Below are 13,630 nucleotides of genomic sequence, written 5' to 3'. Positions count from 1 at the left end.
CAATCCTGCCGCGCGCCCCGTTGGCGCCGATGCGGCGTCGCGTCCGCGTGCCTCGGTCGAGATGACCAAGTTGCAGAAGGCCGCCGTGCTGATGCTGCTGTTCGGGGAACGGGCGGCTGCGGCCGTGCTGAAGAACCTGTCGCCTGTCGAGGTGCAGAACCTTGGCGCGGCCATGTATGCCATCGGCGATGTCGACCAGGCCTCGCTGGAAGATGTGGTCGAGGAGTTTCTGGTGGGGCTGTCGGGCGAGACGGGGCTGGGGCATGGCGCGCCGGTCTATATCCGGTCGGTGATGACCGAGGCTTTGGGCGAGGACAAGGCGCAGTCGATCATCAGCCGGATCAACCCGTCGTCGGCCGAGCGGCCCATCGAGATTCTCGACTGGATGGATGCGCGGTCGATTGCGGAGCTGATCATCGACGAGCATCCGCAGATCATCGCGCTGGTGATCGCCTGTCTGGAATACGGGCTGGCGGCGGAAGTGCTGACCATGCTGCCCGAAGGGGTGCAGCCCGATATCGTGCGCCGTATCGCCGAGTTGAACACGATCCAGCCCGAGGCGCTGCGCGATCTGGAGCAGGTGATGCAGCGCAAGTTCAAGGCAAGCTCGACCACGCGGGCCAGCCAGATCGGAGGCGTGAAGGCGGCGGCGCGGATCATGAACTTTACCAAGACCGCAACCGAGCAGCGGATCCTGCGCGATGTCCGCAAGGACGACAAAGACCTGATGATGGCGATTCAGGAGAATATGTTCATCTTCGACAATCTGGTGAAATCGGACGACCGCAGTTTGCAGACGCTGCTGCGCAACGTCGACAACGACCAGTTGGTGCTGGCGCTGAAGGGGGCCGACGAGGTTCTGCGCGACAAGCTGCTGGGCTGCATGTCGACCCGTGCGGCGGCGAACCTGCGCGACGAGATGGAGGCGATGGGCCCCGTGCGCCTGACCGATGTGCAAGAGGCGCAGAAGGGCATCGTCGCCACGGCGCGGCGCCTGTCGGACGAGGGGACGATCGTGCTGGCCGGACGCGGCGGCGAGCAGATGGTGTAAGCGATGGCCGAAGCACGGGCGCAGACGATGGGCACGGCCGAGGTGATGGCGCTGATCCGCGCCAATGCCGGCAAGGGATTTTCGGGCGCGGCGCGTGGCCCCGTGGACGGCAGTTTCCGCGCGGTGCGGATGGAGGCGCTTGCGCGGATCGAGCCTGCGGTGGTCGAGGAAGATGCGCCGATTGAGGCCGAGATCGTCGCCGAGCCGGAGATCGTGCCGCCCTCGCCCGAGGAAATTCTGGCCGAGGCGCGGGCTGCGGCCTTTGCCGAAGGGCATGCGGCGGGGCTGACCAAGGGCCTGAACGAGGGCCGCGCGCAGGGGCTGGCCGAGGCCGAGGCGGGTGTCGTCGCGGCGCGGGATGCCTTTGTCGCGCTTGTGGCGCGGTTGGGGGTGACGGGGGCCGAAGGCGGGGCCGAACTTTCGGCGGCGCTGACGGCGGCGGTGCGGGACATGGCCTCGGCCCGCGCGGGGCAGGTGATCGACGCGCTTCCCGCGCCTTTCGTCAGGCGGATCGAGGCTTTGGCCGACCGTGTGGCGCAGGGCGTGCGGGCGGTGACGGTGGCTTTGCATCCCGATGACCTTGCGGCGATCACGCCCTATCTGCCGGGGTCGGAGCTGAACGGGGCCACGGTCGCTGCCGATGCGCGCCTGCATCGCGGCGATGTGGTCGTGCGCGCCGAGGGGATCGTGCTGTCGGATCTGATCGGGGGGGCGGCATGAGCCTGCTTTCGCAACTGGTCGCGGATGTGTCGCGCCATGCCGTGGTTGCCCCGCGTGTCGAGGGGCGGGTGCTGCGCTATGACGGGTTGATCATGGAGGCGACGGGCTTTCCCGCCAGCCCCGGCACGATGTGCGAGATTGACACCGAGACGGGCGATTGCGTGCAGGGCGAGGTGATCGGCTTTGCGCGCGGGCATGTGATGCTGTTCCTGAACCAGCCCGGCGCGGCGGTGATCGCCGGAGCGCGGGTGCGGGTGATCGGTGGCGGCCAGATGGCCGAGGTGGGCGATGCCCTGCTGGGGCGCGTGGTCGATGCCGAGGGGCATCCGCTCGACGGGCTGCCAAGCCCGCGCTGCGACGCGGTCTGGCCCCTTGCGGGGCGGCAGATGAACCCGCTTGCGCGGACGCCTGTCGACAAGCCGCTGGATGTGGGCGTGCGCATCCTGAATGCCGCGCTGACCATCGGGCAGGGGCAGCGGATCGGGATCATCGCGGGGTCGGGTGTCGGCAAATCGGTGCTGATGGAGATGATGGCGCGTTTCACCACCGCCGATGTGATCGTGGTGGGGCTGATCGGGGAACGGGCGCGGGAAGTCGGCGCCTTTGTGCGGTCGGTCATGCAGGGCGAGGCGGCGAGGCGGATCTGCATGGTCGCCGTTCCCGCCGACCGCTCGCCCCTGCTGCGCCTGCGCGCGGCGCGGCGGGCCACGGCGATTGCCGAGCATTTCAGGGCGCAGGGCAAGCAGGTTCTGCTGATCATGGACAGCCTGACCCGTGTCGCCCATGCGCAGCGCGAGATCGGTCTGGCGCTGGGCGAGCAGCCGACGGCCAAGGGCTATCCGCCTTCGGTGGTGTCGCTGATACCGGGGCTGATCGAACGCACCGGGCCGGGCTTGCCGGGCGAAGGGGCGATCACCGCGATCTACACGGTGCTGGCCGACGGCGATGACACGACGAACGATCCGGTGGTCGATACGGCGCGGGCGATCCTTGACGGGCATATGGTGCTGTCGCGGCGGCAGACGCAGATGGGCATCTATCCGGCGGTGGACCTGCCGCAATCGGCCAGCCGCGTGATGGGCGACATCACCGACCCCGAACACAGGGCGGCGGCGCAGAAGCTGCGGCGGATGATCTCGCTTTACATGGACAACCGCGACCTGATGCTGATGGGCGGCTATGTGCCCGGTCAGGACACCGACCTTGACGAGGCGATCCGGCTTTGGCCGCAGATCGAGGGGTTCATCCGGCAAGGCGCGCATGAGGCGGCCCCCTTCGCCGAGAGCCGTGACGCGCTGGTTGCGCTGGCACGGGGTGGTATGTGAACGAACGGTCGAAAACCCTGTCGCTGATGGCGCTGAAGGAACGGGCGCGGATGGCGCTGACCCTTGGCGAGGTGCGCGAGGTGGCGGTGCAGAAGGCCGAGGCCGCGCGGACGGCCGAGCGGCTGGCGGCGGCACTGGCCGAGCGGCGGGTGTCGCAGGGGGCGGTGCAAAGCATGGCGACGCTGCGGGCCGAGCGCGGGATGGTGGGGCAGATCCTGACCGAGATCGACCGCCAGTGTGCGCGCGAGGCGGCGCTGGCGCAGGCTTTGGCCGAGGCGCAGGCGAAGCTGGCCAAAGAGGAACACCGCCTTTCGCTGCTGACCGACAAGGCGAAAGCCGCGCGGCAGGGCGAGGCCGAGGCGCGGCAAGCCCTGCGCGATGCCGCAATGCCGCCGCGTCGCCGCTGACTTGGCACCGAAGTTGCAACAGGGGGCGAGACCTCTTTCAGGAACCCGATCCTATGACGCCTGTGATCCTTCCCGCCTTGGCCATGACCGAACCCGTCGCGGGTGCGGTGCAGCCTGCTGCGGTGGCGGCGGGTGGCGGTGATTTTGCGGGCGATCTGGCAAAGGCGCTGGGCGATGCGCCAGACAGTGCCGATGCCGCAAAGGTCACGGCTGCGGCACCTGCGGAGACTGCGCCTTTCGGGGATGTGGTTGGCGGGGATGTGGCTGTTAAGGCTTCGGTTGGCGGGGTTGCCGCTGGCGGGGCTGCGGCGGCGACCAAGGCCCTGCTTGCCGGATTGATGGGTGGCTCTGCCCTTGGCGCTGCGCTGGCGGCGGGGGGGGCTGTTGCCGATGTGGTGCCCGTGGCGGGTGACGCGGCGCGCCTTGGCGGCGGGGCGGGGGGGCAGGGCGAGGCCGTGGCCCTGCCGGAGCCTGCCGCGCAACAGGGGCAGGCGGCGGAGGACGGGGCGGAACCGCCCCCGGGCGCGCAAGACATTCTGCCCGAGCCGCAGCTTGCGGTTGGCGCGGGCGACGGGTCGGCTGATGGCGCGGCGATCGAGCCTGCCACGGCAGAAGCCGATACCGCGCCGGAGGCCGAAGATGCGCTGCCCGCGCCGCTGGAAGCTTTGACCGTTGCGGTTCCTGCGGTGCCGCTGCCCGTTGCCGCCGAGGTGGCCGAACCCGCCAGCGACGCCCGCGCGGATGAGGACGAGACCGCGCCCGAAGCGCTGGACCATGCCGAAGTGGCGCAGGCGCTCGACAGTGCCTTGGCGCAGGCTGTGATGGCCCCCGCGCTGGAACTGGCGCAAGCCGCGCCCGCGATGGCCGAACGCGCGGTGCAGGTGAAGATCGAAGCCTTTGCCACCCTGCCCGCCGCCCTGCCTGCGGCAGCTTTGGCCGCCGAAGCGCCGAAGGAGGCTGCGGCCAAGGACAAACCCGCCGATGCCCTTCGGATGCCGGTTCAGGATGCGGCCTTGCAGGTCGTGACGGTGGCTGCGCGCGCCGAGGTGACGCCCGAGGGCAAGGCGCGGAAGCCCGAAATCGCCGTGGATGCGACCTTGGACCCCGCGACCGGAGCGGCGCAGCTTCAGGCGCAGGTGGCAAGCGCCGCTCTGCCCGAGCTGCGGCTGGCCGCGCCGCCGCTGCGCACCGACCTTCCGGGTTGGGAGCAGGTGCTGGCCGACCGTATCGCGGCCGACCTGTCGGATGACGGGCAAGAGATCGAACTGTCGCTGAGCCCCGAAAAGCTGGGGCCGCTGCGGATCAAGCTGGAGCTGTCGGACGGGCAGGCGCAGGTCAAGATCGTGACCGCCACGCCGGAAGCGGCGAAGCTGTTCACCGAAAGCCAGCACCGGCTGTCGGAAAGCCTGTCGCGGGCCGGAGTCGACCTGGGCGGGCAAAGCGCGGAGAGCCGCCAGCCGCGTGATGAACGCCAAGCCCCGAGGGGGCCGCGCGCAACGGAATTTCTGGCCCAAACCCGACGCAGCGAGGGGGGCAGCATCGCCATCCCGCGCAGCGCGGGGGCGGGTCTTGTCAACCTGATGGCCTGAGGAACGAAAGATGACGATGGAAGCGATCGACGCGCCGAAGCGCAAGGGGGGCGTGCTGCGCCTGTTGAAAACGCTGCTTTTCGCGGTGGTGCTGCTGGGCGCGGGTTTCGGCGGGGGCTGGTTCTATTTCGCCAATCCGCTGTCGCCGGCGCAGGACATGCTCAAGCTGATCGACCCCGAAGCCGCCGCACCCGCCGAGGGCGACGCCGCCGCGCATGGCGAGGAGGGGGCCTTGCACAAGGTGCCCAAGCCCGTGCCGGAAGAGGAATTGTTCCAGACCAGCTATTTCACCTTTCCCGATCCCATCACCTCGAACCTGCGCGAGTCGCGGCGGTTCCTGCAGGTCGAGATCGGGGTTTCGACGCAATATGACGAGTCGGTGATCAAGAATGTGGAAACCCACAAGCTGGCGCTGCAATCGGACATGCTGGCGGTGCTGTCGACCTTTTCCGAAGAGGATATCGCAGGCCCCGAAGGGCGCGGCCATCTGGCCGATGCGCTGAAGGAGGCGATCAACGCGCGGCTCGAGAAGGCCGAGGGTTTCGGCGGTGTCGAGGACGTGTTCTTCCCGTCCTTCGTGTTGCAGTAAGGGCCGTGAAGATGGCCGCCAAGCCGCGCAAGCTTTCCGCAGGTGAAGTCGCCGCCCTTGTGGGCGGGCTGATGGATGCGCCGGGGGATATGGAGACATCGCTCAGCGGTGCCGAGGTCCGTCCCTATGTCTTCGGGTCGAACGACCTGTCGCTGATGGGCGATTACCATGCGTTGCGGATGATCAACGAACGCTTCTGCCGCATCGCGCGGTCGGTCTTTCTGCCGATGCTGCGGATACAGCCGCGGATTTCGGCCTTTCCGGCCGAGACGCGGAGCTTTGACGATTACCGCAACAGCCAGGACAATTTCGTCAGCCTGACGAATACCAAGATCGAGGAGCTGCGCGGCAACCATCTGATCGTGATTCCGCCGCCCTTCATCAGTCTGCTGACCGATGCCTATTACGGCGGGCAGGTGCGCTATGTGAAAAGCCACCGCAACGAATTCACCGCGACCGAACAGCGGGTGATCGAGATCGTGACCGACCGTCTGAATTCGGCGCTGCAACTGGCGTGGCGCGATCTGATGGGGCTGACCTTCAACGTGGTCAGCCGCGAGGAGAACATGCAATTCGCGGCCTTCGTCGATGGTGACGACATGGTGGTGAACTGTTCCTTCATGGTGCAGTTGCCCGATGCGGAACCCGCGAGTTTCGACATTCTCTATCCGCTCCAGACGCTGAAGCCGATCGCGAGCCAGTTGCGCAGCCGGATGCAGTCGGACTTCCTCGACGACGACCAGTCATGGCGCGACCGGCTGGAGCGGGCGGTGATGTCGATTCCGCTCGAGGTGCAGGCGCGGCTTTGCGAGCCGGAAATCGCGCTGCGCCAGTTGACCGCGCTGAAAGAGGGCGACGTGATCCCCGCCAAGCTGGCCGATACGGTGCAGCTTCTGATCGGCGGCAAGGCCTATTTCGAGGCCGTGCCGGGCGATGTGGCGGGCAAGGCGGCGCTGAGCATCACGAAACAGATCAAGGGGTAAGGATATGAACGAGGCATTGAAGGGCGGCCATGACGGGCTGCGGCTGCTGGAAAACGTGGGCGTCAAGCTGACGGTCGAGGTCGGGCGGGCGGAGCTGACGATCCGCGACCTGCTGCGCCTGAACGAGGGTTCGGTGATCGAGCTGGACCGGCTGGCGGGGGACCCGCTGGATGTGCTGGTCAACGGCACGCTGATCGCCAAGGGCGAGGTGGTGATGGTGGGCGAACGCTTCGGCATCCGCTTCGGGCAGATCATCGACCCGGAAAAGCGGGCCGAGACCGTCTGAGGGGGCGATTTCCGGCGCGGCAATCGCGCCGGAATCCGACGCGAATTCCGCCTTCTCCCCGCTGCCAAGGGGGGCGCACGAAATCTGGGTCAGATTTCGTTCCGATTTCTGTGTCAGAAATCGGCGTCGCGGCACGGGCTTTGCACGCATCCGGTGTAATTGCCGGAGTGCCGACACTTGGACGCGATCAGACCTGACCAACTTATCACCCTTGGCCTGTTCATGGCCGTGCTTGGCCTTGGCTGGCTGGTGGTGCAGATCAACAAGGGCGGGATGTCCCGCCGCATCGCGGGCGACCGGCGGGTGAGGCTGGTGGAATCGGCGGCGCTGTCTCCGACGGATCGGGCGATGATCCTTGCGGTCGACGGGCAGGAGTTCCTGGTGCTGAAGGCCAAGGGGGCGGCCCCTGTGATGCAGCCCCTGCCGAAGCGGGAGGGCGTGGCATGAAACGCCTGTTGCTTGCCGCGCTTTTGTTGCTGCTGCCGCTTGCCGCCCATGCGCAGGGCCTGCCCGCGATCAGCCTGACCGAGGGGCCGGAGGGCACGAGCTATTCGCTGTCCTTGCAGATCGTGGCGCTGATGACGGCGCTGACGGTGCTGCCGTCGATCCTGCTCGGGATGACGGCGTTCACCCGCATCATCATCGTGCTGTCGATCCTGCGTCAGGCCCTTGGCACGCAGCAGACCCCGCCCAACCAGGTGCTGGTGGCGCTGGCGCTGTTCCTGACCTTTTTCATCATGCAGCCCACCTTTACGCAGGTCTATGACCAGGCGTTGTCGCCCTATCTTGACGGGCAGATGGAGGCGCAGCCGGCCTTTGATGCGGCAAGCCATATCGTGAAGGGCTTTCTGATCGAGAACACGCGGCAGAACGATCTGCTGATGTTCCAGCATCTGGCGGGGGACGCGCCCTATGCGAACAACGATGCCGTACCGCTGCCGGTCCTGCTGCCGGCCTATATGACGTCAGAGCTGAAGACGGCGTTCCAGATCGGGTTCCTGATCTATCTGCCGTTTCTGGTGATCGACATGGTCGTGGCCTCGATCCTGATGGCGCTGGGCATGATGATGCTGTCGCCCATGCTGGTGTCGCTGCCGCTGAAGCTGCTTCTTTTCGTGCTGGTCGATGGCTGGGCGCTGACGGTGGGGTCGTTGGCGGCCACCTACGGGCTGGGGGGCTGAGGCGATGGATTTCGACAGCAATATCGAGAATTTGCAGATCGCCTATTGGAACATTCTGGTGGTGGCCGGCCCCGTGCTGGGCGTGGCGCTGGTCGTGGGGCTTGTGATCGGGGTGTTGCAGGCGGCGACGTCGATCAACGAACAGACGCTGTCCTTTGTGCCCAAGCTTGCCATCACGATGGGGACGCTGGCGCTGGCTTCGGGCTTCATGCTGACGCGGATGACGGATTACTTCGCCTACGTGTTCCAGACCATCGCGGCGATTCACTGATGGAGCCGATGCTGCCCGGATTGGAGCTTGGCGCGGTCACGGGGTGGCTGGCGCAATATGGCTTTGCCATGTTGCGGATCGGGTCGTTCCTGATCGCCTCGCCGGGGTTCGGGGGGCGGTTCGTGCCGGTGCAGGTGCGGCTGATGGCGGTGGTGGTGATGGCGCTTCCGGTGATGGCAGGCGGGATCGCGGGGGGCGTTGCCCTGCCCGCGCCCGAAGCGATGGCCGGATTGGGCGCGCTGCGCATCCTGTTCACCGAGATCACGCTGGGGCTGGTGGCGGGCATGGTGCTGACCATCCTGTTCGGGGCGGCGGCGCTGGCAGGTGACCGGATCGCGGCGACGGCGGGGCTTGGCTTCGCCGCGCAGTTCGACCCGGCGGCGGGCGGGCAGACGCCGGTGGTGGCGCAGCTGTTCGGCCTGTTCATGCTGATGCTGTTCCTCGGGGCGGACGGGCATCTGGCGGCGATCCGGATCGTGCTGGAAAGCTACCAGTCCGTGCCGCCCGGCGCGCCTGTCGATTTCACCCGCATCGTCGCGACCGGGCTGACGGCGGGAAGCCGGATGTTCGCGCTGGGCATGGGGGCGATGCTGCCGGTGGTGGCCTGCCTGCTGCTTCTCAACATCGCGGTGGGGATCGTCACGCGTTCGGCCCCGTCGCTGAACCTGTTCTCTTTCGGCTTTCCGATCACCATGGCGGCGACGCTGGTCCTGCTTTACGTGACCGCCCCCGTGACCGGATCGGCGCTTGACGATGTGGTGACCGAAGGCATCGCCGCGGTTGGCCAGATGCTGGAGGGCGACGATGGCGGAAGATGAAGGCGCCGAACGCTCACAGGAGCCGACGCAGAAACGCAAGGACGACGCGCGCGAGGAAGGGCAGGTCCTGACCTCGAAAGAGGCGATGGTCTTTGCGGGCTTTGCGGTGGCGACGGGGCTTTTGTCGATGGGGCCGAAGGTCTTGCCGCAATTCGTGCCGGTCTGGGCGGATTACTTCCGTCTGGGTCGGGCCGAGGCGCTGGGCGATCTGACCAATATCCGTATCGCCGAGGCGTTCTGGCACATTCTGGGCGCGGCCGTGGCGGTGGCCCTGCCGCTGATGGCCGCGATCATCGGCTTGCAGGTTGTGCTGGGGGGATTGCACTGGTCGCCCAAGGCGATGGGTTTCAACCCCGGCCGGATCAATCCGGCGGCGGGGCTGGGGCGGATGGTTTCGGTCAATGCGCTGGTCGAGCTGGCCAAGGCGGTGGTCAAGGTCGCGGTGCTGTGCGGAATCGGCTGGCTGGTGGTGCAGGGCATGCTGCCGCAACTGGGGCGGCTGTGGAGCCAGTCGGCGGGCACGGCGCTGTCGGTGCTGGGCGGGGCGATCCTGAAGCTGGTTTCGGCGCTGACGCTGGGGCTTGCGGCGATCGGGGCGGCGGACCTTGCCTGGCAGATCCTGTCGATGCGCAAGAAGATGATGATGACGCTGCAAGAGGTCAAGGAAGAGGGCAAGGAGCAGAACGGCTCGCCCGAGGTCAAGGGCCGGATGCGGCAGTTGCAGATGGAGGCGAGCCGCCGCGCCGCCAAGCAGCGCCGCGCGCTTGACGATGTGCCGCGCGCCACGGCGATCATCACCAACCCGACGCATTTCGCGGTGGCGATCCGCTACGTGCCGGGCGAGACGCGGGCGCCGGTCATCCTTGCCATGGGCAAGGGGCCGATGGCGCATGAGGTGATGGCGCGGGGGCGCAAGGTGGGGCTGGCGCCGTTGCAGGTGCCGATCCTTGCGCGGGCGCTTTATTTCACGGGCGATATCGGGGCCGAGATCGACGAGCAGTTGTTCGGCGCGGTGGCGGCCATTCTGGCGCATGTCTACCGGCTGGAGCGGGGCGAAGGGTCGTCGCTGCCCGAGGTCGACCTGCCCGAAGGCCTGCGTTTTGACGAATTCGGACGGGCGGAGGGACTGGCATGAAACGCATGACGGCGGGCGAGGCGGTCTCGAGCGCGGTGTTCGGCGGGGCGGGGGTCTATTTCCTGCTGGCCGCGACCGATCCGGCGCGGGGCTGGGCCGAGCGGGCGGTGCTGGGCATCTGCGCGCTGGGCACCGGGTGCGCGGCCTTTCGCTTCCAGATTGCCGCATGGGTGCAGCGGCGGCGCTAGGCCGCTTGGCATGGAACTTGCCAAGGAAAACCGACCCATCAGGAGCATGGCATGGCAACCGAGCCCGACCAGATCACAGAAGCCGTCAAACGCGCGCTCGACGCGGCAGAGGCGGCGAATTTCGCGGCCGAGGACATCTCGCGCCTGTCGGCGGCGCATCGCAGCTTTGCCGAGGGCGTGGCGCGGGGACAGAAACGGTCGGCCGCGCTTGCCGGCGGGGCGGCTGTCGGCGCGCTGCTGGGGCTGGCGCTTGGCGGGCTGGTCTGGTTCAGGTCGGTCGCCGATCTGCGCGAGGCGGGCGAGGTGCAGGCCACGGCGGCGGAACTGCTGGTCGAGCAGGTGACGCGGTTCAAGGAATTGCTCGACACCACCGAAGAGCGCGAGGGCAAGATCGCCGCGAAACTGGACGAGATGACCGCGCAGGTCGGGCGCGATCTGGCCAAGCTGGGCCGGTCGCAGCAACCGATGGGGGCCGAGGTCGCCACCACGATCCGCGAGGGCGTGAAGGAAGATGTCGACGCGGCCAAGGCCGAGGTGCTGGCGGCGCTGGCGGCCGGACCTGCGGCGGGGGCGGCCACCGAAAGCCCCGAGGTGAAGGCGCTGCTGGAAGAGTTGCAGACTCTGGCGCAGGGCATGGCGGCGGATCGGGTGGCGACGCCTGCCCCGACGCAAGCGCCTGCGGCGGCCCCGAAGCCCGCAGCCAGACCCGCGGCGCGGCCCGCAAAGCCCGCCGAACCCGATCCTTTCGTTTACCCGTGAGACCATGACCGAGACCACGCCTTTGACCCTGCGCCTGAAAGACCTGCCTGCGGCAAGCGGCGGGCGCGCCCTTGGCCTGCGGGCGGGCGATGTGCTGGCGGCGATCAACGGGCGGGCCTTTCAGGGCGATGCGGCGCTGCTTGCGCGGCGCATGGCCGAGGGCGGCGGCAAGCCCGTTGCGCTGACCTTCCAGCGTGGCGCGGCCGAACTGACGGTTCTGGCCACGCGCGCCGATCTGGGCCTGTGGGAGGCTGTGCCCGCCCTGCCCGAGGACGGAGCGCGGCGCCGGATCGACCCTGCGCTTTTGCGCAACTGGGAGGTGCTGCGTGCGGCGGATGGCAGCTATGACCTTTACCCGCTGTCGCTGCCGAGCCTTGCGCTGATCGCGCCGCAGCTTTGGCTGGCGCAGATGCGGCTATGGCTGCCCTTTGCCATGCTGGTTGCGGCCGTGGTGGCGGGGGGCATCGTGCATCCGCTGCTGGCGCTGGTCGTGCAGGCGGCGGGGGCGGTGCATCTGCGCCATGCCTTCGCGCTGTATCTGCGTATGGACCGCCGCGCGCGGGGTCTGGGGTTCGGCGCGGTTCTGGCCGCGCGCAGCGAGGCCGAGGCCCATGCCACCTATCTGCGCTTGCAGCCCGAGGACCATTACCTCTTTGCCGCAAAACCCCGCAGCGCCGAGCCTGTGACGGTCTGAGAAAAGGGGGGCGTTCCGCCCCCCGTCGCGCAGGCGCGACCCCCCCCCTGAGAGTATTTGGACAAGGCTGAACGCAGGGGCGCTTTTGCCCCGTGTTCAGCCTGCGCAAGGGCCGGAGGGGGCGGAGGGGGCGGAAGTGCCTTGCCCCGCGCGCTGTGCCTAGCCGTTCATCACCGCGCGGCGGCGGCGGTCGACGGACGAGGGGATGCGCAGCTGGTCGCGGTATTTGGCGACCGTGCGGCGGGCGAGGTGGATGCCATCCTCGTCCTTGATGATGCGGGCGATGGTGTCATCGGACAGCGGGTCTTCGGGATTTTCGGCGGCGATCATCTTGCCGATGCGGTGGCGGACGGCCGAGGCCGAGCCGGGCGCGTCGCCGGTGCTGCTGCCGAGGGCGGCGCTGAAAAAGCTTTTCAGCGGGAAGGTGCCCTGCGGCGTGGCGATGAGGATGCCCGCGCAGACGCGGCTGACGGTGCTTTCATGCACGCCGATGGCTTCGGCCACCTCGCGCAGGATCATCGGGTGCATCCGGGACAGGCCGCCCTGAAGGAAATCGGCCTGACGGCGCACCACTTCCGCCCCGACCTTGAGCGTGGTCTGGTTGCGGTGTTCGACGGCGCGGGCCAGCCAGCGGGCGACCGAGAGGCGTTCGGCGACATAGGCGTTCGCCTCGGTGCGACGGGTGCCCATGTCGCGGGCGGCATCGGCGCGGACGACGACGCTGGGCAGGGTCGAGCGGTTGAGATCGACGCGCCAGCCTTCGGCGCTGGCGGTGACGATCAGATCCGGCGGGCGCTGCGGCGAGGGGGCGGCGTCGAAGGTTGCGCCCGGTTTGGGGTTCAGGCTGCGGATCTGGCGCAGCATGGCCTTCAGCGTGTCGAGATCGACGCCGCAGGCGCGGGTCAGGCCGCGCAGGTCGGCGCTTGCGAGCATGGGCAGGTTGGCCAGAAGCTTGTCGAAGGCGGGGGTCAGAAGCCCCTGTTCGGCCGCTTGCAGGCGCAGGCATTCGGCAAGGTTGCGCGCGAAAAGGCCAGCGGGTTCGATGCGTTGCAGGATCCGCAGCAGATGGGTGGCGTGTTCTTCGTCGACGCCTGCGCGTTCGGCGATGGCGCTGACCGGCTGGCCGAGCCAGCCCGAAGGTTCGAGCGCGTCGAGGAACAGGCCCGCGAGCATCCGGTCGGCGGAGGACAGGTCGAGCCGCGCCACTTCGGCGCTGGCATGGGCATAGAGCGAGGGGCCGGGGTCGGCGGCGAGCTGGCCGATGCGGTCCCAGTCGTCATCGCCGCCGGCGCGGGCCTGCGAGGGCAGGGACATCTCGCGCGGGGCGGGGGCCCTGGGAAGGCCGAGTTCGAGGAAAGGGTTCTCTTCCGCCTGTCCTTCGATGAAGGATTGCAGGTCGGAATTGCCCATTTGCAGAAGCTGGATCGCCTGCTGGAGTTGGGCAGTGACGACGAGCGATTGACGCTGTCCGACGGTCTGGCTTGCGAAAAGTTGCATGTGAGGATTCTCCCTTGGCGTGCAAACTGCCAAGGCGGGGCGCGGCATGCAAAATAACCGTTTGACACCCCTAAAATGCGGAGAACCCGACGGGAACGCGGGTTTTTGACCGGCTAAGTCATTGGAAAATATGGTAA

Annotated in this window: 17 protein-coding genes; 16 read left to right on the top strand and 1 reads right to left on the bottom strand. The window is 68.0% G+C overall.

Translation table 11 applies throughout. The features are described 5' to 3' along the window. Positions 1-61: 61 nt before the first annotated feature. From fliG to H7F16_RS04555, 16 genes are all read left to right on the top strand, one after another. On the top strand, positions 62-1,051 hold the full coding sequence (gene fliG, locus H7F16_RS04630; RefSeq protein WP_241741316.1) for a flagellar motor switch protein FliG: 990 nt from the start codon (positions 62-64) through the stop codon (positions 1,049-1,051). Positions 1,052-1,054: 3 nt separating this feature from the next. Next, positions 1,055-1,771: a FliH/SctL family protein gene (locus H7F16_RS04625; protein WP_185796352.1), complete on the top strand. Its 717-nt coding sequence runs from the start codon at positions 1,055-1,057 to the stop codon at positions 1,769-1,771. Then, the gene (locus H7F16_RS04620; RefSeq protein WP_185796351.1) at positions 1,768-3,096 is read left to right on the top strand and encodes a FliI/YscN family ATPase; all 1,329 of its coding nucleotides are present in this window, start codon (positions 1,768-1,770) and stop codon (positions 3,094-3,096) included. Before H7F16_RS04625 ends, H7F16_RS04620 begins: the two co-directional genes overlap by 4 nt. Beyond that, positions 3,093-3,503: a hypothetical protein gene (locus tag H7F16_RS04615; RefSeq protein WP_185796350.1), complete on the top strand. Its 411-nt coding sequence runs from the start codon at positions 3,093-3,095 to the stop codon at positions 3,501-3,503. Before H7F16_RS04620 ends, H7F16_RS04615 begins: the two co-directional genes overlap by 4 nt. 53 nt (positions 3,504-3,556) lie before the next feature. Continuing rightward, entirely contained in the window at positions 3,557-5,092 is a 1,536-nt protein-coding gene (locus H7F16_RS04610; RefSeq protein ID WP_185796349.1) for a flagellar hook-length control protein FliK, read from the top strand. Positions 5,093-5,102: 10 nt separating this feature from the next. Next, a complete protein-coding gene (locus H7F16_RS04605) occupies positions 5,103-5,681 on the top strand; it encodes a flagellar basal body-associated FliL family protein (protein WP_185796348.1) in 579 nt (192 codons plus the stop codon). A gap of 11 nt (positions 5,682-5,692) precedes the next feature. Next, positions 5,693-6,664, top strand: a complete 972-nt coding sequence (gene fliM / locus H7F16_RS04600) for a flagellar motor switch protein FliM (RefSeq protein WP_185796347.1) — start codon at positions 5,693-5,695, stop codon at positions 6,662-6,664. A gap of 4 nt (positions 6,665-6,668) precedes the next feature. Further along, the gene (gene fliN / locus H7F16_RS04595; protein ID WP_185796346.1) at positions 6,669-6,950 is read left to right on the top strand and encodes a flagellar motor switch protein FliN; all 282 of its coding nucleotides are present in this window, start codon (positions 6,669-6,671) and stop codon (positions 6,948-6,950) included. 177 nt (positions 6,951-7,127) lie between these two features. After that, positions 7,128-7,397, top strand: coding sequence for a flagellar biosynthetic protein FliO (locus H7F16_RS04590; RefSeq protein ID WP_185796345.1), 270 nt, complete (start codon positions 7,128-7,130; stop codon positions 7,395-7,397). Beyond that, positions 7,394-8,131 (top strand): flagellar type III secretion system pore protein FliP, encoded by a 738-nt coding sequence (fliP, locus tag H7F16_RS04585; RefSeq protein WP_185796344.1) that lies wholly within the window; start codon positions 7,394-7,396, stop codon positions 8,129-8,131. The genes H7F16_RS04590 and fliP overlap by 4 nt, the downstream gene beginning before the upstream one ends. Positions 8,132-8,135: 4 nt before the next feature. Next, entirely contained in the window at positions 8,136-8,402 is a 267-nt protein-coding gene (fliQ, locus tag H7F16_RS04580) for a flagellar biosynthesis protein FliQ (RefSeq protein WP_185796343.1), read from the top strand. Beyond that, the gene (gene fliR / locus H7F16_RS04575) at positions 8,402-9,220 is read left to right on the top strand and encodes a flagellar biosynthetic protein FliR (protein ID WP_185796342.1); all 819 of its coding nucleotides are present in this window, start codon (positions 8,402-8,404) and stop codon (positions 9,218-9,220) included. Before fliQ ends, fliR begins: the two co-directional genes overlap by 1 nt. Further along, positions 9,207-10,355, top strand: a complete 1,149-nt coding sequence (locus H7F16_RS04570; protein ID WP_185796341.1) for an EscU/YscU/HrcU family type III secretion system export apparatus switch protein — start codon at positions 9,207-9,209, stop codon at positions 10,353-10,355. The genes fliR and H7F16_RS04570 overlap by 14 nt, the downstream gene beginning before the upstream one ends. Beyond that, positions 10,352-10,543 carry a hypothetical protein gene (locus H7F16_RS04565; protein ID WP_185796340.1) on the top strand — a complete coding sequence of 64 codons (192 nt, stop codon included), beginning with the start codon at positions 10,352-10,354 and terminating at the stop codon, positions 10,541-10,543. The genes H7F16_RS04570 and H7F16_RS04565 overlap by 4 nt, the downstream gene beginning before the upstream one ends. A 51-nt stretch (positions 10,544-10,594) precedes the next feature. Next, entirely contained in the window at positions 10,595-11,302 is a 708-nt protein-coding gene (locus tag H7F16_RS04560; protein WP_185796339.1) for a hypothetical protein, read from the top strand. 4 nt (positions 11,303-11,306) lie between these two features. Beyond that, a complete protein-coding gene (locus H7F16_RS04555; RefSeq protein ID WP_185796338.1) occupies positions 11,307-11,996 on the top strand; it encodes a PDZ domain-containing protein in 690 nt (229 codons plus the stop codon). 159 nt (positions 11,997-12,155) lie between these two features. Here H7F16_RS04555 and rpoN read toward each other — a convergent pair whose 3' ends face one another. After that, entirely contained in the window at positions 12,156-13,493 is a 1,338-nt protein-coding gene (rpoN, locus tag H7F16_RS04550; RefSeq protein WP_185796337.1) for an RNA polymerase factor sigma-54, read from the bottom strand. Positions 13,494-13,630 lie beyond the last annotated feature (137 nt).

The sequence above is a fragment of the Paragemmobacter straminiformis genome (assembly GCF_014243445.1).
Classification (GTDB): Bacteria; Pseudomonadota; Alphaproteobacteria; order Rhodobacterales; family Rhodobacteraceae; genus Paragemmobacter; species Paragemmobacter straminiformis.
Note: the sequence above shows the minus strand (reverse complement) of the source record. Positions and strands in the feature narration are given on the sequence as shown.